The sequence below is a fragment of the Microbacterium sp. NPDC089320 genome, assembly GCF_040684875.1.
Lineage (GTDB): Bacteria > Actinomycetota > Actinomycetes > Actinomycetales > Microbacteriaceae > Microbacterium.
On record NZ_JBFBGY010000002.1, the window covers coordinates 494,618 to 517,689 of the forward strand.

The following is a 23,072-nucleotide window of genomic DNA, read 5'->3' on the forward strand; positions in this document are numbered from 1 at the left end:
GGCGTCCATGGAAGACATCTCGGTCATCACCGCCGTGCACCACCCGCTGCGACGACGTATCTACGACTATCTGCTGCTCTACGGCACGGCGAAGGTGACGACGCTCTCGCGGGCGCTGGATACCCAGGTCGGCAGCATCAGCCACCATCTGCGGATGCTGGAACGGGCCGGTCTCGTCGAGCGTGCCGACGACCCGGCGGGTGACCGGCGCACGAGCTGGTGGACCGTCGCCCGACGCGGCCTGACCTGGTCGGCGGAAGACTTCGCAGACTCCCCTGCCGACGCGCTCCTTGCGCGTGAAGCTCAGCGGCAGAGCATCCGGATGCAGATCGAGCGTCTCCAGCGCTGGCAGCGCCGGCACGACGACCCGGCCTTCGCGGCCTACGACGCCTCGAACACCGAGATCACGGCATGGGCGACGCCCGACGAACTGCGTGACCTCAGCACTCGGCTGCTGGCGGCACTGAACGAATGGCGTGTCGCGGTCGACCTCGAGGATGGGCAGAAGCGGACGCCGATCTTCTTCTTCGCACACGCCTTCCCCACCACCCCATGACCTCCGCAGAGCCGGTGCAGCTCGCCGAGCCGCCGGCGTTCCGACGAGACCACCGGATCCATGCGTGGATCCTCGTCAAGGCGCTCTCGGACGCCGGCGATGCACTGTGGACCATCGCGCTTGCGTGGACCGCCGTACAGACCGCCTCGCCCGCGGTCGCAGGACTCATCGTCGCCGCCGGCACCCTGCCACGCGCGGTCGTGCTGCTGTTCGGCGGGGTGATCGCCGACCGCTCGGACGCGCGGCGCGTGATGATGCTGTTCAATGCCGTCCGCGTCTGCGTTCTCGTGACGGTCGCGCTCTGGATGCTCGCCGCGCCGCCCACGGTGGGGGCGCTCCTCTTCGCCGCCGTCGCATTCGGCGTCTGCGATGCGTTCTACGAGCCCTCGGCAGGCACCATCGCCCGCCGACTCGTGCGAACGACCGACCTGTCCTCCTACGGCGCTTTCTCGCAGACCGCGTCGCGACTCGGAACGATGGCCGGCGCCGCCGTGGGCGGTGTGATCGTCGCCTACGCGGGACTCGTCGGAAGCGCGACGATCAACGCGGTGACCTTCGCCGTCGTCATCGCGTTCATCGCGATCTGGCTCAGACCGCGGTTCCTGCTCGCCCGCGCAGACCGACAGTCCGCTCTTCGAGAGATCGCCGGCGGATTCAGGCACCTCGCGGGCAACCCGACGACCCGCACGCTGGTCGTCGCCCTCTCGGGACTGAATCTCGCGGTCGGTCCTGCCGTGGGGATCGGCCTCGCGCTCCGCGCACAGGACGAAGGCTGGGGCGCGCAGGCGGTGGGGCTGTTCGAGGCGCTGCTGGGACTCGGCGCGGCGCTCGGCGCCGTCTCTGTCGCCCGATGGCGCCCGCTGCGCGAGGCACGCGCGGGGTTCCGTGCTCTGGTCCTGCAGGGCGCGGCGATCGTCGCGCTCGGCTGGGGTCCGGCCTGGGGCGTCGCTGCGTCCGCCTTCGTGATCGGCGCGACCGCCGGGTACGCGTCGGTGGTGTTGAGCGCCACATTCTCGGCAACCGTCGACACGGCCTTCCTCGGGCGGATGGGGTCCCTCACGCGGCTGGGCGACGATTGTCTGATGCCGCTCGCGATGGCCGCATTCGGGATGCTCGCGTCGACGACGGCCCTGTGGGTCCCGTTCGCGCTCTTCGGCGGAGCGATGATGGCGCTGATGATCGTCCCGTTGACCACACCCGCGTTCCGCACCATGTCGCTGCGAGCCGCCGGGTCGGCATGATGCCCGGAGACGACGAAAGCCCTCGGAGAACCGAGGGCTTTCGCTCGTTGTGACCCCAGCGGGATTCGAACCCGCGTTACCGCCGTGAGAGGGCAGCGTACTAGGCCGCTATACGATGGGGCCGTCTTGCGGAACGTTTCCGTGCCGCGACAACTGTTCAAGTATGCCACGACGATTCTCACGTCGCCAAATCGAGCGGGGCAGTCCGCTGATCCCGGGCGTGGCGCGGGTGGGCAGGAGTTTGCCAGGGCGCCTGTGAAGGAGTTGACTCATCTCATGCGCGTCACCAAATTCGAACATGCCGCTCTTCGCATCCAGCAGGGCCAGGACGTCCTTCTCATCGATCCCGGCTCGTTCACGTCTCCCCTGAGCGATCTCTCCGGTCTCGTCGCGGTCGTGATCACCCATGAGCACCCGGATCACTGGACTCCCGAGCATCTGGATCGGATCCTTCGCGCCGCCCCCGGCACTCCGATCTACGCGCCGGCGGGCGTCGCTCGCGCAGCCGACGGCTATGACATCTCCGAGGTCGCCCCGGGCGACACCGTGGAGGTCGGCCCGTTCACGCTCCGCTTCTTCGGCGGCTCGCATGAGGTGATCCACTCGTCGCTGCCTGTCGTCGAGAACGTCGGCGTATTGATCAACGACGCCCTCTACTACCCGGGCGACTCGTACGCGGTCCCCGAGGGCGTCGAGGTCGGCACTCTCGCCGCTCCGCTCGGAGCGCCGTGGCTGAAGATCGGCGAGGCCATGGACTACGTGTTGGCGGTGAAGCCGCGGCGGGCGTTCGGCACGCACGACATGACTCTGTCGGTCGCGGGCAAGACGATGCACCGGCAGCGACTGCAGTGGGCGACCGAACAGGGCGGCGGAGAGTTCTCGATCCTCGAACCGGGCGACTCGCTCGACCTCTGACCGTGGCGGACTCCCCTCCCGCCGACTATGCGCTCGACGAAGACGGCGTGCGAGACCTTCTCCGAGGAACCGCCCCCGACCTCGCCACACTGACGCTCACGCGGTGCGCCGACGGCTGGGACAACTCGATCTGGCGCCTCGGCTCCGAGCTCGCCGTGCGGCTGCCTCGGCGCAAGCTCTCGGTACCGCTCATCACCCACGAACAGCGTGCGCTCCGCGCGATCGGTCCGGCCCTCGAGGCCGTCGGCATCCGTGCTCCCGTGCCCGTGGTGGCGGGTGAACCGAGCGAGCACTTTCCGCACCCCTGGTCCGTCGTGCCGTGGATCGCCGGCACGACGGCACTCGGATCATCCCGCGCAGACAACGCGAGGTGGGTCGACCGGCTCGCGGACGCCCTGCGGGCTCTGCACGTGGCTGGCCCGGTCGATGCTCCCCGCAACCCGGTGCGCGGACGTCCTCTGTCCACACGCGACGCCGCGATGCGACCGCGCCTGCAGGCTCTCGACCGCCGGACGGCGCTTCGCGGCGCGTGGAACGCGGGTCTCGACGCATCGCTCGCCTCAGAGCACGTCTGGATCCATGGAGATCTCCACCCGGGCAACCTGCTGGTGACCGACGGAGCTCTCACCGCGCTCATCGACTTCGGAGACGTGACGGTCGGCGACCCCGCCTACGACCTCGCCTCGTCCTGGATGCTCTTCGACGCCGCTGGCCGCGAGGCCTTCCGGAGGGCGACGAAGGAACGTTACGACGAGGCCACCTGGACCCGGGCCCGAGGCTGGGCGGCGTACATCGCCATGATCTTGCTGACTCAGAGCGACGACCGCCCCGAGTACCTCGCCGTAGGAGCGAGCACGGCTGACGCGCTCGATGAGGACTAGCCCTGCGCTGCTCGAACGCGCAGAGCCCGAGCCAGGTGATCGCGCTGCTCGATCACGATCCGGCGCAGCGCAGCGGGAGCCGCGCCGTTGCCCGCGAGCCACGCATCGACGGCATCGAGTGTGGGCGACGCCGGAAAGAGCCCGACCACCAGCCGCTGCGCCAACTCGATGCTCCGCGTCGCCCAGACGTCGCCGATCCTCTCGAAGTACTCCGCATCGAACCTCTCGATGAGGTCGCGGCGTCCACCGGCACGGAATCCGCCGATCACCGCGTCGAGATGATCGTTGCTGAGTGAGTCGTCGTTCCACGCCGTGTCCCACGCGGCAGCCCGGACCTCGGGGTCGGGGCGCGAGCTCAGGGCTCGACGAGCGGCGGTGCGCCCGCTGCCCGTGTCATCGGCCTCCAGCTCTGCAGCCACCTCATCGGCATCCGCGTGGCCCGTGGTGACGAGGGCGGTGAGCAGCTGCCACCGCAGATCCGGATCGACGGTGAGCCCGTCAGGGCCGTCGCCCCGCAGGATCGCGCGGATCTGGTCTGCACGCGTGTCGTCGAAGGCAGACGCCGAGGCGAGCGCGCGCGCCCATGAGAGCTGCGCGTCGCTGCCGGCGTCGGATGCCTGAAGAGCGGCACCCGCGGTCTCCACCCACGCCGTCAGTTCACGCGGCCGCGCATCGTCGCTCGCGTAGTTGCGGATGGCGAAGAGGACGTTCGCGAGCACGCCGACCAGCAGACCGATGTTCGACTCGCCCGGCGCATGCTCGCGCACGATCTCGGCGTAGCGGTCGACCGTGAGTTCGCCGTCGCGAGTGGCATTCCACAGTGACGACCAGATGACGGCCCTCGCGAGAGGATCGTCGATGGACGACAGCGATTCCTGCACCGTCGTCAGGGAGGCCTCATCGAGACGCACCTTGGCGTAGGTGAGGTCGTCGTCGTTGAGCAGCACGAGATCTGCGGGCGGGAGGACGACCGGTGTGCGCTCCTCCCGGATGTCGAGCGAGACCTGATCTCTGCGGACGACTCTGCCGTCGACGTGGTCGTAGAGGCCGATGCGCAGTCGATGCGGCCGGGAATCCGTCTGCACGAGGACGGCGCCGCCCTCGGCGTCCCGCTCGAGCCACAGCGTCGAGACGCCGGTGGTCTGCAGCCACGCGTGCGACCACTCGGTCATGTCCCGCCCGGAGACGGCACTCAGCTGCACGAGGAAGTCGTCGAGGGTCGTGTTGCCGAACGCGTTGGCGGAAAAGTAACGGCGTGCGCCCTCGAAGAACGCCTCGTCGCCGACGAACGCGACGAGCTGCTTGAGCACGGCGGCGCCCTTGGCGTAGGTGATGCCGTCGAAGTTCAGCTTCGCCGCCTCGAGGTCCTGGATGTCCGCGACGATGGGATGCGTCGTGGGCAGCTGATCCTGCTGGTACGCCCACGCTTTGCGGTTGGCGGCGAACTTCACCCAGGCGTCATGAAAGCGGGTCGCCACCGCGGAGGCGTGGGATCCCATGTAGTCGGCGAAGGACTCCTTGAGCCACAGGTCATCCCACCACTTCATGGTCACGAGGTCTCCGAACCACATGTGGGCCATCTCGTGCAGGATCGTGTTCGCCCGCGCCGCCCGCTGGGCGTCCGTCGCGGCACCTCGGGAGAGGTAGGCCTCGGTGAAGGTGACGAGCCCCGGGTTCTCCATCGCGCCGAGGTTGTACTCGGGGACGAAGATCTGGTCGTACTTGCCCCAGGGATAGGGGTAGGCGAACGCATCGGTGAAGAAGTCGAGGCCCTCGCGAGTGATCTCGAGGATCTCATCCGACTCCAGGTACTGCGCGAGCGACTGTCGCACGAAGACGCCCAGCGCTATGTGCTGATCGTCGCGCCGCCACTCGCCGTCGACCCGAGCGTACGGGCCCGCGGCGACGGAGGTGATGTAGCTCGAGATCGGGAGCGTCGGAGCGAACTCCACACGCTGCACCCCGAGGCCGGTGTCGACGGCGACCGCAGCCTGGTTCGACAGCACCTGCCAGCCCGCGGGGGCATCGATCACGAAGGTGTAGGCGGCCTTCATGTCTGGTTGCTCGAAGCACGCCATGACGCGTCGCGCGTCAGCCGGCTCGTACTGCGTGTAGAGGTAGGTCCGGTCGTCGACCGGGTCGTGGAACCGGTGGAGCCCTTCGCCGGATCGGCTGTATGCGCCCGTCGCCTCGACGCGGACCACGTTCACGTCGACGAGGTCCTGCAGCTCGATGCGGGACCCGTCGTAGTTCACCTCACGGTCGACGCCGTTCACGACGAGTCTGCCCACGTCCTCCCCGATGAAGTCCAACCAGGTCGAGTCCGTCGTCGCGGTGAACTCCAGAGTGGTGATCGTGGAGAACCCGCTTCGTGCGCGCTCCGGGGCACCGGTGAGGTCGAGCTCGACGCGGATGCTGCTCACGGAGACGGCGGCGGAGCGCGCCGCGGTCTCCTCCCGGGAGAGGTTGGCTGTGTCCATGCCTCCCATCCTTTCATCTGCGTTCTCGCAGAGCGGACGGGCGCAACGTTGCATCATGCAACGAAAGGCGTAAAGTTGTCATATGCAACAAGAGCCCGACGCAGACGGACGCCGCGTCGACAGCGCGGCCGTCCTGAAGTCGCTCGTCGCCATCACGCGCCGTGGCCTCGTCGACGCCCGCGCCGGCGAGCCGACCCTGTCGATGACCGATCAGTCCATCGTGATGGCGATCGCCGAGCAGCCCGGGATCCGCTCGACAGACATCGCGCGGATGTTCCGACTGAACCGGTCGACCGTCTCGCGCCAGCTCTCTGCACTCATGTCTCTCGGCCTGGTCCAGGAGACCCCGTCGAGTTCCGGGCGAGGCCGCCCGCTTGAGCTGACCACGGAGGGCGAGGATGCCTTCCGTGGCACGCTGCGCTCGCTGCAGAACGTGATCGACGCCCACCTCTCGCAGTGGACGGATGCCGAGGTGCAGCGCTTCGCACACGACCTCCGGCGCTTCGACAGAGGCGACGAACCAGCCTGACCACGGCCCACGAGGCCATCAGAGGAAGAAGAGAAATGAAGAACATCACTGTTCTCGGCACCGGCGTTCTCGGATCGCAGATCGCGTTCCAGACCGCCTTCCACGGTTTCGACGTCGTCGCGTACGACATCGATCAGGCGGCGCTCGACCGCGCGGCGGAACGGTTCGAGGGCCTTGCGTCGCGCTATGTCGCCGACGGCGTGGAGAACGCCGCAGACGGCGCCGCCCATGCGGCGATCGAACGCATCCGGCTCACCGCCGACCTCGCCGACGCCGCAGCCTCGGCCGACCTCATCATCGAGGCCGTTCCCGAGAACCTCGAGCTGAAGCAGAGCATCTACCGGACCCTCGCCGACGCCGCACCCGCGACCACGATCTTCGCGACCAACTCCTCGACGCTGCTGCCCAGCGCGCTCGCCGAGGCGACGGGTCGCCCCGACCGGTTCCTCGCGCTCCACTTCGCGAACGAGATCTGGTCGCACAACACCGCCGAGGTCATGGGAACCCCCGCGACCGACCCCGCCGTCTACGAGACGGTCGTCGAGTTCGCGACCCAGATCGGCATGGTCCCCATCCAGATCAAGAAGGAGAAGGCGGGGTACCTGCTGAACTCGCTTCTCGTACCCTTCCTCCAGGCCGGTGCCGAACTGCTCGTCGACGGAATCGCCGAGCCGGAAGACATCGATGCGACCTGGCGGATCGGCACCGGTGCGCCGGCGGGACCGTTCGAGATCTACGACATCGTCGGTCTGACGACCGCCTACAACATCTCCCGGATGGGCGGCGAGAAGCAGCAGCGGTTCGCGGACCTGCTCAAGGAGCAGTACATCGACAAGGGCAAGCTGGGCGTCGCGACTGGCGAAGGGTTCTACACCTACCCTCGGGAGAGCTGAAGCCCCTCAGCGCCCGAGGAGCTTGCGGATGGCGGTCTCCGGCGACACCGTGAGGTCGAGAGTGCGGCCGCGCGCGTAGAGCCGGAACACGCGCGGGTCGATGTAGCTCCCCCGCGCGACCGCGATGGTGTTGCCGAGCGCCGAGGCCGTGGCCTGCACGGCCAGGCGCTCGGCGCGCCGTCGCTCGCTCGCCGTCTCGAGGCGGCCGATGCGGGCGAGCGCATCCGCGGCGAGGATCGTGCCGTGCAGAGTGCGGAAGTCCTTCGCGGTGAACGACGACCCCGCGACCTGACGCAGATAGGCATTGACCTCGCTGGAGGTGAGGCGCACCCTGCGACGACCCTTGCGGTAGGCGAGCAGTGGCGCCTTGGCGGAGCCGACCGCGAACTCCGACAGGGCCTCGGCGAGAGCCTCATCGGTGATCTCGATCGAGGCGAGCTGCTTGCTCTTCGCCGGAAAGCTGAGGGCGACCGTGCTGCCGTCGATCCGCACGTCACGTCGCCGAAGCGTGCTCAGACCTCGGCTGCCGTGCTTCACGAGGTAGCGCTCGGAGCCGATGCGCAGTGCGGCGTCATCCAGCAGCCGGAACGAGACCGCGAGGGCTCTCTCGCGCGTCAGTCCCGGTTGACCGATGGCCCGGGTGACCTTCGCCCGTGCGGCGGGCAGTGCCTCCGCCAGCTTGAGCGCCCGGGCGAACTTCCGCTGATCCCTGCCGGTGCGCCAGAGCGGATGGTAGAGATACTGGCGCCTGCCCGCATCGTCGGTGCCGACCGCCTGGATGTGGGCGAGCGGATCGGCGGCGATCCACACGTCCTTCCAGGCGGGAGGTATCGCGAGGTCGCGAATCCGCTCCCGGTCGGCCTCAGCGACCGGTGTGTTGCCGGCATCGAGGTATCGGAAGCCGGACCCTGATCGTACGCGGCTGATCCCTGGCGTCTCGCCGGGGACGACTCTCGTGAGCGCCATTCGCATCCTCCCTGTCAGCCGCGCCGGCCATCTGGGATCAGGCTGCCCGACCCGCCGACGGCCGTGAAGGGCATGGCGCGACAGGGGCGCGACCTGCTAGGCGACACAATTGCCCGGCACCGACCCGAGAACGACAAAACCCCCGCCTGAGCGGGGGTTTTCGTCTTGCTGGGGTACCTGGACTCGAACCAAGAATAACGGAACCAGAAACCGTCGTGTTGCCAATTACACCATACCCCAAGGGCGAAACCGGAGCCTCGCACCGAGAGTCAAGCCTACCCGAGCCGCGGTCCGTTTGCCAAAACGCCCCCGTGCATCCGGGCGCGTCGCGGTGGAAATGACGAGGGAGCGCACCCGTCGGGCGCGCTCCCTCGTCGATCGGGCCGCCTCAGTCGGCCAGGAACTCCGACAGCGACCGAAGTCGCCGCACAGACTCCTCCTTGCCGAGGAGCTCCATGGACTCGAAGAGCGGCGGCGAGACGCGTCGCCCGGTGATCGCGACACGAGGAGGGCCGTAGGCGACCCGCGGCTTGAGCTCGAGCTCCTCGACGAGCGCCTCCGCGAGCGCCTCCTGGATCTTCTCGGGGGTGAAATCCGTCACCGGCTCGAGCGCCGCGACGCAGGCGTCGAGGACCTCTCCGGCGTTCGCGGGCAGCCCCTTGAGCGCGTCGGCGTCATACGAGACGTCGTCGGAGAAGAGGAAGCCGACCATGCCGGGCACGTCGCCGAGGAGCTGCACGCGCTCCTGCACGAGCGGAGCGACTCGGAAGGCGAGCACGAGCTGCTCGTGTGTCGGCTCGTCGAAGAGGCCGGCAGCAGCGAGGTACGGGATCGTCCTCTCGGCGAAGTCCTTCTCGGCGAGCGTGCGGATGTGGTCGCCGTTGATCGACTCGGCCTTCTTCTGGTCGAATCGTGCCGGGTTCGGGTTCACGTCGACGATGTCGAACGCCTCGGTGAACTCCTCGAGCGTGAAGACATCGCGGTCATGACCGATCGACCACCCGAGCAGCGCGAGGTAGTTCAGCAGACCCTCGTGAATGAATCCGCGATCGCGATGCAGGAACAGATCCGCCTGCGGGTCGCGCTTGGAGAGCTTCTTGTTGCCTGTCTCGCCGAGCACCAGCGGCATGTGGGCGAAACGCGGCACGAACGTCGTGACGCCGGCGTCGATCAGGGCCGCGTAGAGCGCGAGCTGACGAGCTGTGGACGGCATCAGATCCTCGCCGCGCAGAACGTGCGTGATGCCCATCAGCGCATCGTCGACGGGATTCACGAAGGTGTAGAGGGGAATCCCGTTCGGACGCACGACCACGAAGTCAGGGAAGGAACCAGCGGGGAAGGTCACCTCACCGCGGATCAGGTCGACGTAGGTGAGGTCCTCGTCCGGCACGCGCAGCCGGAGTGCCGGCTGGCGACCCTCCGCACGGAAGGCATCCTTCTGCTCGGTCGTGAGATCCCGGTCGTGATTGTCGTAGCCGAGCTGCTTCGCGCGTCCGGCCGCCTCGTTACGGGCGTCGATCTCCTCCGCCGTGGAGAAGCTCTCGTACAGGGCGCCTGACGCCAGGAGCTTGTCGATCACGCCGCGATAGATGTCGTGTCGCTCGGACTGGCGGTACGGCGCGTGCGGTCCGCCGACCTCGACGCCCTCGTCCCAGTCGATCTTGAGCCATGTCAGGGCGTCGACGAGCTGACGGAAGCTCTCCTCGCTGTCGCGCGCGGCATCGGTGTCCTCGATGCGGAACACCATCTTCCCGCCGGTATGGCGTGCGTACGCCCAGTTGAAGAGGGCCGTGCGGACCATGCCGACGTGCGGCAGTCCGGTGGGCGAGGGGCAGAAGCGGACGCGTACGTCAGCGCCACTGGCGGTCGTGGTGAGGGGGTGCGGGGTAGCCATATCTCCTCGATTCTACGGCTCGGTGTCACGGCGCCGTGCGGCATCAGCCCTGGATCCGATCGCCACGGCGGCGGAATGCTCGAGAGGAAGAGCACCGTCGATCGCGCGCTCTCGGCACACCGACTCGAACGCGCTGCGGAACGACGCGCGATCCGTGCTGTCGAGCTCACGATAGAACTGCCCCGCTCCCCCGACGCCTCCTTCGGCAGAAGCCCAGAGCGCGGATTCCTCCGCCGACCAGGTCCAGGTGTACTCGATTGCCCGCACGAGGCCCCAGCCCGCCTCACCGAGCATCGTGGCGAAACCGTCGACCGTCCTCTCGAAGTCCTTCTCCGGCGGCAGTCGTTCCCCTGCCGCGGGCATGAGCGCCGCCCGCTCGCAGACCTCCCGCCAGAGCCAGGTCGGCGAGTTCGTCCAGATCGTCGCCGCCACGAGACCTGCGGAGACGCGCAAGAGCTCCGCAGCGGATGCTCGGGGGTCGGCGACATGGTTCAGCACGAAATTCGCCACGACGACGTCGAACTGCCCCTCGCAGAAAGGCAGCAAGGGCAGCGATCCCTCGTGCACCGGAATCGCGGGATGCTCCCGCAGTGCGATCTCCCGCATCGTCGACTCGGGCTCGCATCCGACCGCATCCCAGCCCGCATCGGCGAACGCGGCGGTGACCATGCCCGTGCCGGAACCCACGTCGAGCAGCGTCCGATTCCCGGGGGCTCCGAGCTCGCCGAGCAGCGTCCCCGCCGTCCCGACGCACAGCGAGGCGTAGGAGTCCGCGTACGCACGACCGGTGCCCGCCCAGTCCTTCATCGGCGATAGCGCCCGAGCGGCGACAGCGCGACGATCGCGACGACGATCACCGACGCGGCGATCCCGAGCCCGGCGTACTGGAAGTTCGAGAGCACGACACCCGCGAGCACCGCGCCTGCCGCGGCGGAGAGACTCATCAGAGAGTCGCTGCGACCCTGCCTGCGCGTGCGGATCTCAGGGGAACTCGACTCGGTCAACAGCGCGGCCCCCGCGACCGTCGCCGCGCTCCACCCGAGTCCCAGCAGGATGAGGGCGACGATCACGCCCCACTCCCGGTCGTTCGCGAAGACGGCGAAGGCGAGGGCCCCGCCGAGAAGGAGCTGCCCCAGCAGCACCACGCGCAGCCGCCCCCACCTGTCGGCGAGGATGCCGAAGACCGGCGACAGGGCGTACATGCCTCCGACGTGCAGGGCGATCGTGATGCCCACGAGGCCCGAGACGTCGGCCGGGGTGGGCGCCATACCGTGAGCGCCATGCGCCATATGGGCGAGATGGACAGGGGTCATCGCCATCACGGAAGCCATGACCACGTGCGAACCCGCCACCGCGAACATCGCGTACCTCGCGATCACAGGTCGGTCGGTGATGACAGCGCCCGTCGCCTTCGCGGCCACCGAGGCGAGCCGCTGAGCCGCGAGAAGAGGATCGGGCCGGAGCGCCACGAGGTAGAGGATGAGGGCCACACACTGAGCGACGAATGAGAAGGCGTAGGAACCGGTCTGCGGCGGCATCCCGATGGCTGCCCCGACGATCTCACCGGGTCCGAGCAGCAGGGGGCCTGCGACTCCGCCGATGGTGGTCGCCCAGACCACGATCGAGAGGTCCCTTCCGCGATGCTCAGGGGCGGCGAGGTCGGTTGCGGCGAACCGCGACTGCAGGTTGCCCGCATTGCCGGCGCCGATCATCAGGATGCCAATGAGCAGCAGCGGGAACACCCGCAGGGACGCCGCAAGGATCACCACCGCGATACCGACGAGTGCGAAGAGGTTGCCCAGCGTGAGGGCTCGACGCCGGCCCATCGTCGCTGCCAGGCGCGCGAGCGGGATCGCGCACACCGCGGCGCCCAGAGTGACGGATGCCGTCGCGAGCCCCGACAGCGCATCGCTGCCCGAGATGTCCGCCGCGAGCAGCGCACCGAGAGACACGGTCGCCCCGAAGGCGATGCCACCCAGCACCTGGCCCGTTGAGAGGACGAGCACGGTTCGCCGCTGCACCGCCACCTGCTGGGCAGGGGTGAGGGCGGCGACGGTCATGATGCGCGCACGGCGTCGCGCACGGTGTTGCGCAGAATACCCAGTCCCGTGATCTCGACCTCGACGGTGTCTCCGGCGACGAACTCCCCCACACCGGCAGGAGTGCCGGTGAGGATGACGTCGCCCGGAAGCAGGGTGAACGCGGCCGAGGCGTGCTCGATGATCGCCGCGACCGAATGGATCATGTCGGTGAGCGGCGCCTTCTGCCGCACCTCGCCGTTGACGCGAGTCTCGATCGTCGCGACCGAGGGGTCGAAGTCCGTGCTGATGGTCGGGCCGAGAGGGCAGAACGTATCGAACCCCTTCGCCCGCGTCCACTGGCCGTCTTTGCGCTGGAGGTCACGCGCGGTGACATCGTTGGCGATCGTGTAGCCGAGCACGTGGTCGAGGGCATCCGCCGCCGTCACGTTCTTCGCGACCCGCCCGATCACGACGGCGAGCTCGCCCTCGTACTCCGTCTGCTGCGAGATCGAGGGACGCACGATCGCGTCGCCCGGGCCGATGACGGCCGTGTTGGGCTTGAGGAACAGCAGCGGCTCCTCGGGGGCCACTCCCCCCATCTCTGCGGCGTGGTCGTGGTAGTTCTTGCCCACGCAGACGATCTTCGAGCGCGGGATCACCGGAGCGAGGATCACCGCATCGGCGATCGGCACACGGTCTCCGGTGGGCTCATATCCGGCGAAGAGCGGATCGCCCGAGAGGACGACGAGGTCGGTGTCGTCGACGATCCCGAAGAGGATGGCGTCGTCATGGCTGAATCGGGCGATCTTCATGCCCCCAGCCTATCCAGCGCGGTGAACGACGAGACCCCGCTGCGCGGCGGCGCAGCGGGGTCCGAAGGGTGGGAAGGTGCTCAGGCGTCGAGCCGCAGCAGCCACCCGTGCTTGTCCTCGCGGCGGCCGTACTGGATGTCGGTGAGCTCTTCGCGCAGCGACAGCGCGAGCTCTCCGAGCGGCTGCGGCTCATCGAAGCCCTCGCCCACCAGAGCGCCGATCGGCGTCACGACTGCGGCGGTTCCGCACGCGAAGACCTCGACGATGTCGCCGGAGGCCACGCCCTCGCGCCACTCGTCGATGGAGATGGGGCGCTTCTCGACCGTGTATCCGCGGTCTTCGGCGAGCTGCAGCAGCGAATCGCGCGTGATCCCCTCGAGGATGCTGTCGGATTCAGGGGTCACCACGCGGCCGTCCTTGAACACGAACACGACGTTCATGCCGCCGAGCTCTTCGACGTTGCGCTCCTCGTTGAGGAACACGACCTGGTCGCATCCCTTCGCGCTCGCCTCGCTCTGAGCGAGCAGGCTCGACGCGTAGTTGCCGCCCGTCTTCGCCTTGCCCGTGCCGCCCTTGCCTGCGCGGGCGTAGTCCTCGGAGAGCCAGATGCGCACCGGCTTCACTCCCCCGGTGAAGTAGGCGCCTGCAGGGCTCGCGATCACGTAGTACGCGACCTTCTGAGCCGCGCGGACTCCGAGGAAGGCCTCCTTCGCGAACATGAACGGGCGCAGGTACAGACTCTGGTCCTCGCCCGAAGGAACCCAACGGCCATCGACGGCGATGATCTCGCGCAGCGACTGGATGAAGTACTCCGTCGGCAGCTCGGGCAGTGCGAGACGACGGGCACTGGCCTGCAGTCGTGCGGCGTTGCGGTCGGGGCGGAACGTGTGGATCGAGCCGTCGGCGTGACGATAGGCCTTGATGCCCTCGAAGATCTCCTGGGCGTAGTGCAGGACCGACGCCGCGGGGTCGAGCGGGATGGGTCCGTAGGGCTGCACGCGCGGACGATGCCACCCACCCTTGGCCGACCAGCAGATGTCGACCATGTGGTCCGTGAACACGACACCGAACCCCGGATTCTCGTGCACCTCTGCGACCCGCGACGGCGAGGCCGCCGTCAGGTTCCTGGTCACAGCGAACTCCAGCGGAGCCGTGGCGGTCTCTGCATCGATCGTCGTCATGTCTTCATTCCGTTCCTTGTGGGTGGGCGCCTCATCGCGCCGCTTCAGCCTACGCCTGCCGCTCAGAGCAGCGCGGTGATCGCGGAGCCGATCTCCGCGGTCGTGCGTGCGCCCGAGCGGGCGGCGATGTCGGCCTCGACGGCGGCGCTCACACGAGCTGATTCCGCGGGGAGACCGAGATGGTCCAGCAGCAGTGCGATCGACAGGATCGCGGCAGTCGGATCGGCCTTCTGCTGCCCCGCGATGTCCGGCGCCGAGCCGTGGACGGGCTCGAACATCGACGGGAAGGTGCCGTCGGGATTGATGTTGCCCGAGGCTGCGAGTCCGATGCCGCCGGTGACGGCTCCCGCAAGGTCTGTGAGGATGTCACCGAACAGGTTGTCGGTGACGATCACGTCGAAGCGTGAGGGGTGGGTGACGAGGAAGATCGTCGCCGCATCGACGTGCAGGTAGTCTACCGCCACGTCGGGATGCTCTGCCGCGACCTCGTTCACGATCCGCTGCCAGATCGCGCCGGCGTGCACGAGCACGTTGGTCTTGTGAACCAGCGTGACCTTCTTGCGACGCCGTTCCGCGAGATCGAATGCGTAGCGCACGACCCGCTCGACACCGAACGCGGTGTTGACCGAGGTCTCGTTGGCGACCTCGTGCGGTGTGCCCGTGCGAATGGCGCCGCCGTTGCCGACGTACGGCCCCTCGGTGCCCTCGCGGACCACGACGAAGTCGATCTCGCCCGGGTTCGCCAGCGGACCGGCAGCCCCGGCGTAGAGCTTCGACGGACGGAGGTTCACGTAATGGTCGAGCGTGAAGCGGAGCTTCAGCAGCAGGCCGCGCTCGATGTTCGCGTCCTTGAGACGGGGGTCTCCCGGCGTCCCGCCGACGGCGCCCAGCAGAATCGCGTCGTGCTGGGAGATCGCCTGCAGATCGTCGTCCGTGAGGGTGTCGCCCGTCTCGAGGAAGCGGGCGGCACCGAGAGAGAAGCGCGTCTTGTCGAATGTCACACCGCTCGAGGCGGTGACCGCGTCGAGCACCTTCTCGGCCTCGGCGACGACCTCTGGGCCGATTCCGTCACCGGGGATGACGGCCAGCTTCACGACACGCGACATGACACTCCTTGTATCGGGATGGACCGGCCGACACTCGGGCGCATGCCGAGCGGGCCGGTCCTCCCAGCGTACTGGTCAGTGCGAGGGCGCCTTGCGCAGTGTGACGGCGGCGATCACCCCGGCGACGACCACCAGCCCCGCGCCGATCAGCGAGGTCACCAGGACGCCCGATCCGAAGGCGGCGGATGCCGCATCCCACAGCGCATCTCCGAGCTGCGCGGGAAGATCCTTCGCCGCGGTGTACGCACCGGCAAGCGTCTCCTTCGCGGCATGCGCCGCCTCCGCGGGGATACCGGCCGGGATCACCATCGCCCCGCGGTAGAACGCGGTGATCAGACCGCCGAGCACGGCAGTGCCGAGCACCGCTCCCAGCTCGTATGCGGTCTCGGACACGGCGCTGGCCGCCCCTGCCTTCTCTGCCGGAGCACTGGAGAGGATCAGCTCGTTGGATATCGTCTCTGCCGCGCCGATGCCGATGCCCAGCACCACGAACGCGATGATCAGCGGTGCGACGCCGTGGTCCACCGTGGTGAACGCCACCAGAAGGTAGCCGGCCACCGAGAACGCCAGGCCGGCCGGCACGAGCACGTGCGGGCGCACCCGCCGCGAGATCGGCACGACCGAGAGCCCGGCGACGATCATCGCCGCCATGCCGGGGACGAGCGCTGCGCCGGCCATCATCGGCGAGAGACCGAGGACGAGCTGCAGGTGCTGGGACACGAAGTAGAGGAAGCCCACGAGCGCCACGACACTGAGCAGGTTGACCAGGATCGCCCCCGAGAAGGAACCACGGCGGAACAGCTGCATGTCGAGCATCGGAACCTCGGCTGCGAGCTGCCTGCGCACGAAGAGATACCCCATGACGACCCCGAGCAGCGCCCATGCACCCGCGGTGAGGCTGGGGCCGTCGACGGCGAGCGACTTGATCGCATAGACGACCGGGATCATCGCGGCCATCGAGAGCAGGATGCTGACGACATCGATGCGCCCGGGGTGGGGGTCGCGGCTCTCGGGAACGAGCAGCGGTGCGGCGATGAGGAGCGGGATCAGGACCGGCACCGCGACGAGGAAGACTGCGCCCCAGTCGAAGTGCTCGAGCAGGAAGCCGCCGACGATGGGCCCGAGGGCCGAACCCGCGGAGAACGCCGACGCCCAGACAGCGATCGCGAGACGTCGTTGGTCGCGGTTCGTGAAGATCGAGCGCAGCAGCGAGAGCGTGGACGGCATCAGCATCGCTCCGAAGAAGCCGAGCAGTGCTCGAGCGGCGATGAGGAGTCCCGCTGTGGGGGCGAAGGCGGCGAGTGCCGACACCGCGGCGAAGCCCGTGGCACCGATCAGGAGCATCCGACGGCGACCGAAGCGATCTCCGAGCGTCCCCATGGTCACGAGCAGACCGGCGAGCACGAGCGGATACACATCGATGATCCACAGCTGCTCCGCCCCGGTGGGAGCGAGGGCGATGGAGATCTCGGGGAGCGCGAAGCTCAGCACCGTGTTGTCGACCGACACCAGCAGCACCGGCAGCATGAGGACGACGAGTGCCGCCCAGCCACGGGCGCCGACGCGGGGGGCATCCGTCTCTGTCGTCGGGATCGACGCAGTACGGGTCATGGAACACCTCTCAGAATCCGGACGACATCGTTACTAAACCGTCCAGATGGTATAGTAACAGAATCGTCACACGTGCGCGCTACTGTGAATCGAGACCAACAGAGGATCCCCGATGCCCCGACCTCCCCTCGCGCGCGAGCGCGTGCTCGACGCCTTCGAATCGATCGTCATCGAAGACGGCGAACGGGCGGCCACGCTGGATGCGACCGCCAAGGCCGCCGGAGTGTCCAAGGGGGGCCTGCTCTATCACTTCGGCTCGAAGGAAGAGCTCGCGGCAGGTCTCATCGAGCGCCTCGATGCGCTCACGACACTCGATCTCGAACGCATGACCTCCGCCGACGAAGGCCCTGTCGCGTACTACGTGCGCACCTCCGTGATGGAGGACGACGCGCTGGATCGCGCCCTCATCGCCGCCACCCGCTTGGCACAGGGCGGCTCGGCACCCGCGGCCGACGCGCTGCGTCGCAATCGCGACCGCTGGGAGGACGCCATCCGTCCCCACGTGCGGGATGCCGCGAGCCTCGACCTCGTGATGCTGCTCAGCGACGGTCTGTACTTCAACAATTCGCTCGATGTGCACGGCCCCGAGCGTCTCGTGCCCCGAAGCGACCAGCTGACCGATCTCATCGCGCTCGTGCTGCGCGCCACCGCCCCCTGATCGGGGAACGACAGAGCGGGAGGAGTGACCGCCCGGCCGCTCCTCCCGCTTCGCGTGTCAGGGTCTCCCCCGATCAGACGTCGGTGATCTCGATCTGACGGAACAGGTCCGCGTCGATCTCGCTGCGAAGGTCGTCGAGCAGGTCGTCGGAGACCGGCGAGTCCAGCGTGAGCACGCTGAGCGCCTGGTCACCCGCGCCGAGACGCGAGATCTGCATGCCGGCGATGTTGATGCCGGCCTCGCCGAACTTCTGACCATAGACCGCGACGATGCCGGGGCGATCGGTGTAGAGCATCACGACGTGGTGCTTCTCGATCGGCAGTTCGAGAGCGTGATCGTTGACGGCGACCAGCTTCTCGGACTGCTTCGGGCCGGTGAGGGTGCCCGACACCGAGAGCTGCGAGCCGTCGGAAAGAGCACCGCTGAGGGTGATGACGTTGCGGTACTCGTCGCTCACGTCGTCCTTCAGCAGGCGCACCGCGATACCGCGCTGGTCGGCGAGCAGCGGCGCGTTCACGTACGACACCGTCTCGCTGACGATGTTCGTGAACACCCCCTTGAGTGCCGCGAGCTTCAGCACGCTGACGTCGTAGTCGTTCAGCTCGCCGTGCACCTCGACGTCGAGGCTCGTGAGAGGCGATGTCGCGAGCGCGGCGAAGATCTGGCCGAGCTTCTCGACGAGCGAGATGCCGGGGCGCACGTACGGGTCGATGACTCCCCCGGCGACGTTGACCGCGTCGGGGACGAGGTCGCCGCCGAGAGCGAGGCGCACAGAACGGGCGACCGAGACGCCGGCCTTCTCCTGCGCCTCCTCCGTGCTGGCACCGAGGTGCGGGGTGACGACCACGTTGGGGAGGTCGAGAAGCGGACGGGCCGTTCCCCCCTCGGCCGGGGGCTCGGAGGTGAAGACATCGAGACCCGCACCCGCGATCTCGCCGGCGACGAGAGCCGCGTGGAGCGCCTCCTCGTCGATGAGACCGCCGCGAGCGACGTTGACGACGAAGGCGGTGGGCTTCATCGCCGCGAACTGCTCGGCCCCGATCATTCCCGTGGTCTCGGGAGTCTTGGGCATGTGGATCGTGAGGAAGTCAGACTCCGCGACGAGCTCGTCGAGCGAGAGGAGCTGCACGCCGAGCTGCTGCGCGCGAGCCGAGGTGACGTAGGGGTCGTAGGCGACGACGCGCATGTCGAAGGCGGCGAGGCGCGCGGCGACGAGGGCGCCGATCCGTCCGAGTCCCACGATGCCGACCGTCTTCTCGAAGAGCTCGGCTCCGGTGAACGAGCTGCGCTTCCACTGACCGGCCGCGAGCGACGCGTGGGCGGCGGGGATCCGACGGGCGAGGCTGAGGATGTGTCCCACCGTCAGCTCGGCCGCCGAGACGATGTTCGACGTCGGCGCGTTGACCACCATGACACCCGCGGCGGTGGCCGCCTTGATGTCGACGTTGTCGAGCCCGACACCCGCACGGGCGACGACCTTGAGCTTCGGAGCGTGCGCGAGCGCCTCTTCGTCGATGTGCGTCGCCGAACGGATCAGCACCGCGTCGGCATCGGCGAGCGAGGCGAACAGCGCCTCACGGTCGGTGCCGTCGACGTTGCGAACGTCGAAATCGGGGCCGAGGGCCTCGATCGTGGCGGGAGAGAGAACTTCGGCGATGAGCACGACGGGCTTCGGCACAGGGATCCTTCGGGGCAGCGCGACAGGGGGCCGATGCGCCGCACACCGTGGGGGCGCGATCACCTTAACTGTACCCGAGCGGTTCTGCTGCTCCGTGCCGTGTGACGTCCTCGGTCAGGCGGCGACGGTCACGAGATCCGACATGTTGAGGATGCTGTAGCCGATCAGACTCAACCAGAACACCGCCACGACGCCGAGACCCGCCAGCAGCACCACCGCGAGCTCGCCCGCACGGCGCCGGCGGCCGATCGCGTAGGCGAAGACGAAGACCAGGGCGGGGAAGACCACTCCGAAGAGAAGGGTCGCCCACCCGATGCCGGTGAGTCCGCCCTGGGCCATCGAGAGGAGATGAGCGACCGCGTTCCAGATCGCGTAGGCGTAGAAGAGACCCGCGAGGCCGAGCACGAGTGCGCTGAGCCACCGTGGAGAGGCGCCGGTCACCGATGAGGTCGTCTGCTCGGTCATGATCCGATCACCCCCACTGTCACGAAAGGCCAGGGCACGAGCAGCACCACTCCGAGCAGGAGCAGCCCGATGCGGATCCAGGCCGCCTTGGCACGGGTCAAGACCCACACCGCGAGGAACCACAATGCCGGTGCCGCCACCGCGAGCACGAACCACGGCACGTACATCGCATCGGCCACGATCAGATTGGCGAGCGGCTTCAGCCGCATCCCTCCGACCACCCAGCCGATGCTGTACAGGAGGTAGACACCGCCGACGACCCCGAGAGTCAGGAGCATCGCGGTGCTCAGGTGCGGCGGGTCATCCTCGTCGGGCAGGGTGTCGGTGTCGTCGCTCTCGACACGAGCGACGGCTTCACTGCCTCGGCCGACGGCGTTCCAGCCATCCGGCAGCGCTGCCGCATCCTGTCGATGGGGCGGCACCGCGGCGTCACCCTCCGAAGCCTTCGGCGTGCGCGTCTTCGGCGTGCGCGTCGTCGGCGCGACGCCGTCGTCGCCGTCCCAGCTCAGGGCCTCGTCGGAATCGGAAGTCATGTCCCCAGCGTAGGACACCTCGTCCACTATGCTCGGGGGCGTCTGGGCCAGTGCGGCCCCATCCGGAAGGGAAACCAGTGGCCGAGCAGAACAAGAAGGTGGTCCCGGGCGCAGCGAGCGGAACCGAAGAGCCCGCCGCGGGATGGACGCCCACAGCCGCGGCGAAGTCGCAGGCGACGACCTTCCGATGGATCGCCGCGGTGCTGTGGGCTCTCGCGATCGCCGCTGAAGGGGCGTCGATCTTCTGGCTGCTCCGCCAGCGCGAGTATGTCGGTGAGGACGGCACGCTCGTGCGTGACCCCGACACCGGCCTCCTGGAGGAGCAGGGCGTCACGGCGCAGTTCCCTCAATGGGCGTTCGTCACGCTGCTCGTGCTGCTCGTGGTCATCGCCGCGCTCGCGATCACCGGCTCGATCCTCTGGAAGAAGGCCAACCGGCTCGATCCCGCACGCAGATCCGAGACCGTGCGCTTCTTCGTGCAGAACCAGCTCGGCGCGATCATCGCGATCGTGGCCTTCCTGCCCCTGGTCATCCTCATCTTCCTGAACAAGGACATGAGCAGGGGCCAAAAGACCTCCGCCGGCATCGTCGGGGTCGTTCTCGCTCTGCTCGCCACCGTGATCGGCGTCGACTTCGATCCGCCGTCCGTCGAGAAGTACACCGCCGACCAGTCGGCGGTGATCCTGATGCTCGGCAAGGACGAGGTGGTGTGGGTCGACGGCGGCGCGGTCTACCACGTGTGCGATGAGGTCTCCGACATCCAGACCGGAAGCGAGAAGCGCACCGGCACCACCGCCGAGGCCGTCGAGGCGGGCAAGAGCCGCCTCACGCTGAAGTTCGCCTCTGAGCTGCGCGCGTGCGGCCTCGCGGTGCCGGAGAACGACGAAGACATCGAGGCCGCGCTGCGGGAGATCCAGGGCGGAGCACTCGACACCGTGCTCCCCGCGCCCGTCTGGACCGACCCCGGAGACGCACCGATCGAGGTCGAGGACGCTCCGACGGAGTGATCGACGAGACAGAGAGGGCCCGGTGCGATGCACCGGGCCCTCTCTGTGTCACACGTCGTCAGCGCGCAGCGCTGCCGTCGACGTAGTCTTCGTCCTGCTGCTTCCACGCGAAGAGCGAACGCAGCTCCTTGCCGGTCTCCTCGATCGGGTGCGTCTCCTCCTTGGCGCGCAGCGCCAGGAACTCCTCGGCGCCGTTGTCCTGATCGTCGATGAAGCGCTTCGCGAAGGCGCCGCTCTGGATGTCCGCGAGGACCGCCTTCATCGACTCCTTGACCTCGGGGGTGATGACGCGCGGGCCCGAGACGTAGTCGCCGTACTCCGCCGTGTCGGAGATCGACCAGCGCTGCTTGGCGATGCCGCCCTCCCACATGAGGTCGACGATGAGCTTCAGCTCGTGCAGCACCTCGAAGTACGCGATCTGCGGCTGGTATCCCGCTTCGGTGAGCGTCTCGAAGCCGGCCTGCACGAGGTGGCTCACGCCACCGCAGAGCACGGCCTGCTCGCCGAACAGGTCGGTCTCGGTCTCTTCGGTGAAGGTCGTCTTGATGACGCCCGCGCGGGTGCCGCCGATCGCCTTCGCGTACGAGAGCGCGGTCGCCCAGGCGTTGCCGGATGCGTCGCGCTCGACGGCGATGATGTCGGGGATGCCGCGGCCCGCGACGAACTCGCGACGAACCGTGTGACCAGGCGCCTTCGGTGCCACGAGGATCACGTCGACGCCCTCGGGTGCGTCGATGTAGCCGAAGCGGATGTTGAAGCCGTGCGCGAAGGCGAGCGTCTTGCCCTCGGTGAGGTTGGGGGCGATGGACTCGCTGTAGATCGTGCGCTGGTGCTGGTCCGGCGCCAGGATCATGATGAGGTCGGCCCACTGCGTCGCGTCCCCGACGGTCTTGACCGCGAATCCGGCCTCCTCCGCCTTCGGTGCCGACTTCGACCCCTCCTTGAGGGCGATCGCGACCTCGACACCCGAGTCGCGAAGGTTCTGCGCGTGCGCGTGACCCTGCGAGCCGTAGCCGACGATCGCGACCTTCTTGCCCTGGATGATCGACAGATCAGCGTCTGCGTCGTAGAAGATCTCGGTGCTCACTGGTTTTTCTCCTTGATTGATGTTCGTGTACGTGTGTGAAAACTGATCAGCCGCGCAGGACGCGCTCGGTGATGCTCTTGCCGCCGCGGCCGATGGCGAGGAGGCCCGACTGCGCGATCTCCTTGATGCCGAACGGCTCGAGCGCACGGAGCATGGCATCGACCTTGCCCCGGTCCCCGGTGACCTCGATCACCAGCGCGTCGGACGCGTAGTCGACCACCGAGGCGCGGAACAGGTTCGCGACCTCGATGACGTTCGACCTGGTCGCGTTGTCGGTGCGCACCTTGACGAGCATGTGCTCGCGCTGCACCGACGTCGGGAAGTCGAGCTCGACGATCTTGATCACGTTGATCAGCTTGTTGAGCTGCTTCGTGACCTGCTCGAGAGGGAGGTCCTCGAGGTCGACGACCACGGTGATGCGCGAGATGCCCGGCACCTCGGTGACGCCCACCGCGAGCGAGTCGATGTTGAAGCCGCGACGGGCGAAGAGCCCTGCGACGCGGGTCAGCAGGCCGGGGGTGTTCTCCACGAGGAGGCTCAGCACGTGAGTCGACATGG

At 68.1% G+C, this 23,072-nt stretch carries 22 protein-coding genes and 2 tRNA genes; 8 read left to right on the forward strand and 16 right to left on the reverse strand.

What is annotated here, in order from left to right; all coding sequences use genetic code 11:
- The first annotated feature begins 7 nt into the window (after positions 1 to 7).
- On the forward strand, positions 8 to 556 hold the full coding sequence (locus AB0N61_RS06955; RefSeq protein WP_363362693.1) for a helix-turn-helix domain-containing protein: 549 nt from the start codon (positions 8 to 10) through the stop codon (positions 554 to 556).
- A complete protein-coding gene (locus AB0N61_RS06960; RefSeq protein ID WP_363362694.1) occupies positions 553 to 1,797 on the forward strand; it encodes an MFS transporter in 1,245 nt (414 codons plus the stop codon). Before AB0N61_RS06955 ends, AB0N61_RS06960 begins: the two co-directional genes overlap by 4 nt.
- 50 nt (positions 1,798 to 1,847) lie before the next feature.
- Here the strand turns inward: AB0N61_RS06960 and AB0N61_RS06965 are convergent.
- Positions 1,848 to 1,920: transfer RNA gene (locus AB0N61_RS06965), tRNA-Glu, on the reverse strand.
- 153 nt (positions 1,921 to 2,073) lie between these two features.
- On the opposite strand from AB0N61_RS06965, the gene AB0N61_RS06970 reads away from it, so the two are divergent.
- Both AB0N61_RS06970 and AB0N61_RS06975 read left to right on the forward strand, forming a co-directional pair.
- Positions 2,074 to 2,712, forward strand: a complete 639-nt coding sequence (locus tag AB0N61_RS06970; protein WP_167944430.1) for an MBL fold metallo-hydrolase — start codon at positions 2,074 to 2,076, stop codon at positions 2,710 to 2,712.
- Positions 2,713 to 2,714: 2 nt separating this feature from the next.
- Complete coding sequence (locus tag AB0N61_RS06975) at positions 2,715 to 3,593, forward strand: aminoglycoside phosphotransferase family protein (protein WP_363362696.1); 879 nt, start codon at positions 2,715 to 2,717, stop codon at positions 3,591 to 3,593.
- Here AB0N61_RS06975 and pepN read toward each other — a convergent pair.
- Positions 3,590 to 6,073 carry an aminopeptidase N gene (gene pepN, locus AB0N61_RS06980; protein ID WP_363362699.1) on the reverse strand — a complete coding sequence of 828 codons (2,484 nt, stop codon included), beginning with the start codon at positions 6,071 to 6,073 and terminating at the stop codon, positions 3,590 to 3,592. The genes AB0N61_RS06975 and pepN overlap by 4 nt on opposite strands.
- Positions 6,074 to 6,155: 82 nt before the next feature.
- On the opposite strand from pepN, the gene AB0N61_RS06985 reads away from it, so the two are divergent.
- The gene (locus AB0N61_RS06985) at positions 6,156 to 6,602 is read left to right on the forward strand and encodes an ArsR family transcriptional regulator (protein ID WP_363362700.1); all 447 of its coding nucleotides are present in this window, start codon (positions 6,156 to 6,158) and stop codon (positions 6,600 to 6,602) included.
- Positions 6,603 to 6,637: 35 nt separating this feature from the next.
- A complete protein-coding gene (locus AB0N61_RS06990; RefSeq protein ID WP_363362702.1) occupies positions 6,638 to 7,495 on the forward strand; it encodes a 3-hydroxyacyl-CoA dehydrogenase in 858 nt (285 codons plus the stop codon).
- A gap of 6 nt (positions 7,496 to 7,501) precedes the next feature.
- On the opposite strand, the gene AB0N61_RS06995 is transcribed toward AB0N61_RS06990, so the two are convergent.
- The 9 genes from AB0N61_RS06995 to AB0N61_RS07035 form a co-directional block, all read right to left on the reverse strand.
- On the reverse strand, positions 7,502 to 8,461 hold the full coding sequence (locus AB0N61_RS06995; RefSeq protein WP_363362703.1) for a DNA topoisomerase IB: 960 nt from the start codon (positions 8,459 to 8,461) through the stop codon (positions 7,502 to 7,504).
- 168 nt (positions 8,462 to 8,629) lie between these two features.
- A tRNA-Gln gene (locus AB0N61_RS07000) sits at positions 8,630 to 8,701 on the reverse strand.
- 148 nt (positions 8,702 to 8,849) lie between these two features.
- Positions 8,850 to 10,355 (reverse strand): glutamate--tRNA ligase, encoded by a 1,506-nt coding sequence (gltX, locus tag AB0N61_RS07005; RefSeq protein WP_363362705.1) that lies wholly within the window; start codon positions 10,353 to 10,355, stop codon positions 8,850 to 8,852.
- Between the two features lie 12 nt (positions 10,356 to 10,367).
- Complete coding sequence (locus AB0N61_RS07010; protein WP_363362706.1) at positions 10,368 to 11,162, reverse strand: class I SAM-dependent methyltransferase; 795 nt, start codon at positions 11,160 to 11,162, stop codon at positions 10,368 to 10,370.
- Positions 11,159 to 12,415, reverse strand: coding sequence for an MFS transporter (locus AB0N61_RS07015; protein ID WP_363362708.1), 1,257 nt, complete (start codon positions 12,413 to 12,415; stop codon positions 11,159 to 11,161). Before AB0N61_RS07015 ends, AB0N61_RS07010 begins: the two co-directional genes overlap by 4 nt.
- Positions 12,412 to 13,188 (reverse strand): fumarylacetoacetate hydrolase family protein, encoded by a 777-nt coding sequence (locus AB0N61_RS07020; protein ID WP_363362710.1) that lies wholly within the window; start codon positions 13,186 to 13,188, stop codon positions 12,412 to 12,414. Before AB0N61_RS07020 ends, AB0N61_RS07015 begins: the two co-directional genes overlap by 4 nt.
- An 80-nt stretch (positions 13,189 to 13,268) precedes the next feature.
- The gene (locus AB0N61_RS07025; RefSeq protein WP_363362712.1) at positions 13,269 to 14,369 is read right to left on the reverse strand and encodes a branched-chain amino acid aminotransferase; all 1,101 of its coding nucleotides are present in this window, start codon (positions 14,367 to 14,369) and stop codon (positions 13,269 to 13,271) included.
- Positions 14,370 to 14,431: 62 nt separating this feature from the next.
- Positions 14,432 to 15,475, reverse strand: coding sequence for a 3-isopropylmalate dehydrogenase (locus AB0N61_RS07030; protein ID WP_363362713.1), 1,044 nt, complete (start codon positions 15,473 to 15,475; stop codon positions 14,432 to 14,434).
- A gap of 75 nt (positions 15,476 to 15,550) precedes the next feature.
- Positions 15,551 to 17,086 (reverse strand): MFS transporter, encoded by a 1,536-nt coding sequence (locus AB0N61_RS07035; RefSeq protein ID WP_363362714.1) that lies wholly within the window; start codon positions 17,084 to 17,086, stop codon positions 15,551 to 15,553.
- Positions 17,087 to 17,198: 112 nt separating this feature from the next.
- On the opposite strand from AB0N61_RS07035, the gene AB0N61_RS07040 reads away from it, so the two are divergent.
- The gene (locus AB0N61_RS07040) at positions 17,199 to 17,744 is read left to right on the forward strand and encodes a helix-turn-helix domain-containing protein (protein WP_363362715.1); all 546 of its coding nucleotides are present in this window, start codon (positions 17,199 to 17,201) and stop codon (positions 17,742 to 17,744) included.
- Positions 17,745 to 17,817: 73 nt separating this feature from the next.
- On the opposite strand, the gene serA is transcribed toward AB0N61_RS07040, so the two are convergent.
- The 3 genes from serA to AB0N61_RS07055 all read right to left on the reverse strand — a co-directional run bounded on the left by serA (position 17,818) and on the right by AB0N61_RS07055 (position 20,420).
- On the reverse strand, positions 17,818 to 19,422 hold the full coding sequence (gene serA, locus AB0N61_RS07045; RefSeq protein WP_363362717.1) for a phosphoglycerate dehydrogenase: 1,605 nt from the start codon (positions 19,420 to 19,422) through the stop codon (positions 17,818 to 17,820).
- A gap of 114 nt (positions 19,423 to 19,536) precedes the next feature.
- Positions 19,537 to 19,887 carry a hypothetical protein gene (locus AB0N61_RS07050; protein ID WP_363362718.1) on the reverse strand — a complete coding sequence of 117 codons (351 nt, stop codon included), beginning with the start codon at positions 19,885 to 19,887 and terminating at the stop codon, positions 19,537 to 19,539.
- Entirely contained in the window at positions 19,884 to 20,420 is a 537-nt protein-coding gene (locus AB0N61_RS07055) for a hypothetical protein (RefSeq protein WP_363362720.1), read from the reverse strand. The genes AB0N61_RS07050 and AB0N61_RS07055 overlap by 4 nt, the downstream gene beginning before the upstream one ends.
- Positions 20,421 to 20,497: 77 nt before the next feature.
- Here AB0N61_RS07055 and AB0N61_RS07060 point away from each other — a divergent pair, with 77 nt between their 5' ends.
- Positions 20,498 to 21,427: a hypothetical protein gene (locus AB0N61_RS07060; protein ID WP_363362722.1), complete on the forward strand. Its 930-nt coding sequence runs from the start codon at positions 20,498 to 20,500 to the stop codon at positions 21,425 to 21,427.
- A 58-nt stretch (positions 21,428 to 21,485) separates the two neighbouring features.
- Here the strand turns inward: AB0N61_RS07060 and ilvC are convergent, their stop codons facing one another.
- Positions 21,486 to 22,673: a ketol-acid reductoisomerase gene (gene ilvC, locus AB0N61_RS07065; protein WP_363362724.1), complete on the reverse strand. Its 1,188-nt coding sequence runs from the start codon at positions 22,671 to 22,673 to the stop codon at positions 21,486 to 21,488.
- Positions 22,561 to 23,070, reverse strand: coding sequence for an acetolactate synthase small subunit (gene ilvN, locus AB0N61_RS07070; protein ID WP_056278631.1), 510 nt, complete (start codon positions 23,068 to 23,070; stop codon positions 22,561 to 22,563). Before ilvN ends, ilvC begins: the two co-directional genes overlap by 113 nt.
- Positions 23,071 to 23,072 lie beyond the last annotated feature (2 nt).

Coding starts and splice junctions, on each gene's coding strand:
- AB0N61_RS06955 (WP_363362693.1), top strand. CDS start 8: ATGGAAGACATCTCGGTCATCACCGCCGTGCACCACCCGCTGCGACGA.
- AB0N61_RS06960 (WP_363362694.1), top strand. CDS start 553: ATGACCTCCGCAGAGCCGGTGCAGCTCGCCGAGCCGCCGGCGTTCCGA.
- AB0N61_RS06970 (WP_167944430.1), top strand. CDS start 2,074: ATGCGCGTCACCAAATTCGAACATGCCGCTCTTCGCATCCAGCAGGGC.
- pepN (WP_363362699.1), bottom strand. CDS start 6,073: ATGGACACAGCCAACCTCTCCCGGGAGGAGACCGCGGCGCGCTCCGCC.
- AB0N61_RS06985 (WP_363362700.1), top strand. CDS start 6,156: ATGCAACAAGAGCCCGACGCAGACGGACGCCGCGTCGACAGCGCGGCC.
- AB0N61_RS06990 (WP_363362702.1), top strand. CDS start 6,638: ATGAAGAACATCACTGTTCTCGGCACCGGCGTTCTCGGATCGCAGATC.
- AB0N61_RS06995 (WP_363362703.1), bottom strand. CDS start 8,461: ATGGCGCTCACGAGAGTCGTCCCCGGCGAGACGCCAGGGATCAGCCGC.
- gltX (WP_363362705.1), bottom strand. CDS start 10,355: ATGGCTACCCCGCACCCCCTCACCACGACCGCCAGTGGCGCTGACGTA.
- AB0N61_RS07010 (WP_363362706.1), bottom strand. CDS start 11,162: ATGAAGGACTGGGCGGGCACCGGTCGTGCGTACGCGGACTCCTACGCC.
- AB0N61_RS07015 (WP_363362708.1), bottom strand. CDS start 12,415: ATGACCGTCGCCGCCCTCACCCCTGCCCAGCAGGTGGCGGTGCAGCGG.
- AB0N61_RS07020 (WP_363362710.1), bottom strand. CDS start 13,188: ATGAAGATCGCCCGATTCAGCCATGACGACGCCATCCTCTTCGGGATC.
- AB0N61_RS07025 (WP_363362712.1), bottom strand. CDS start 14,369: ATGACGACGATCGATGCAGAGACCGCCACGGCTCCGCTGGAGTTCGCT.
- AB0N61_RS07030 (WP_363362713.1), bottom strand. CDS start 15,475: ATGTCGCGTGTCGTGAAGCTGGCCGTCATCCCCGGTGACGGAATCGGC.
- AB0N61_RS07035 (WP_363362714.1), bottom strand. CDS start 17,086: ATGACCCGTACTGCGTCGATCCCGACGACAGAGACGGATGCCCCCCGC.
- AB0N61_RS07040 (WP_363362715.1), top strand. CDS start 17,199: ATGCCCCGACCTCCCCTCGCGCGCGAGCGCGTGCTCGACGCCTTCGAA.
- AB0N61_RS07050 (WP_363362718.1), bottom strand. CDS start 19,887: ATGACCGAGCAGACGACCTCATCGGTGACCGGCGCCTCTCCACGGTGG.
- AB0N61_RS07055 (WP_363362720.1), bottom strand. CDS start 20,420: ATGACTTCCGATTCCGACGAGGCCCTGAGCTGGGACGGCGACGACGGC.
- ilvC (WP_363362724.1), bottom strand. CDS start 22,673: ATGCCATGCTCCGTGCGCTCGAGCCGTTCGGCATCAAGGAGATCGCGC.
- ilvN (WP_056278631.1), bottom strand. CDS start 23,070: ATGTCGACTCACGTGCTGAGCCTCCTCGTGGAGAACACCCCCGGCCTG.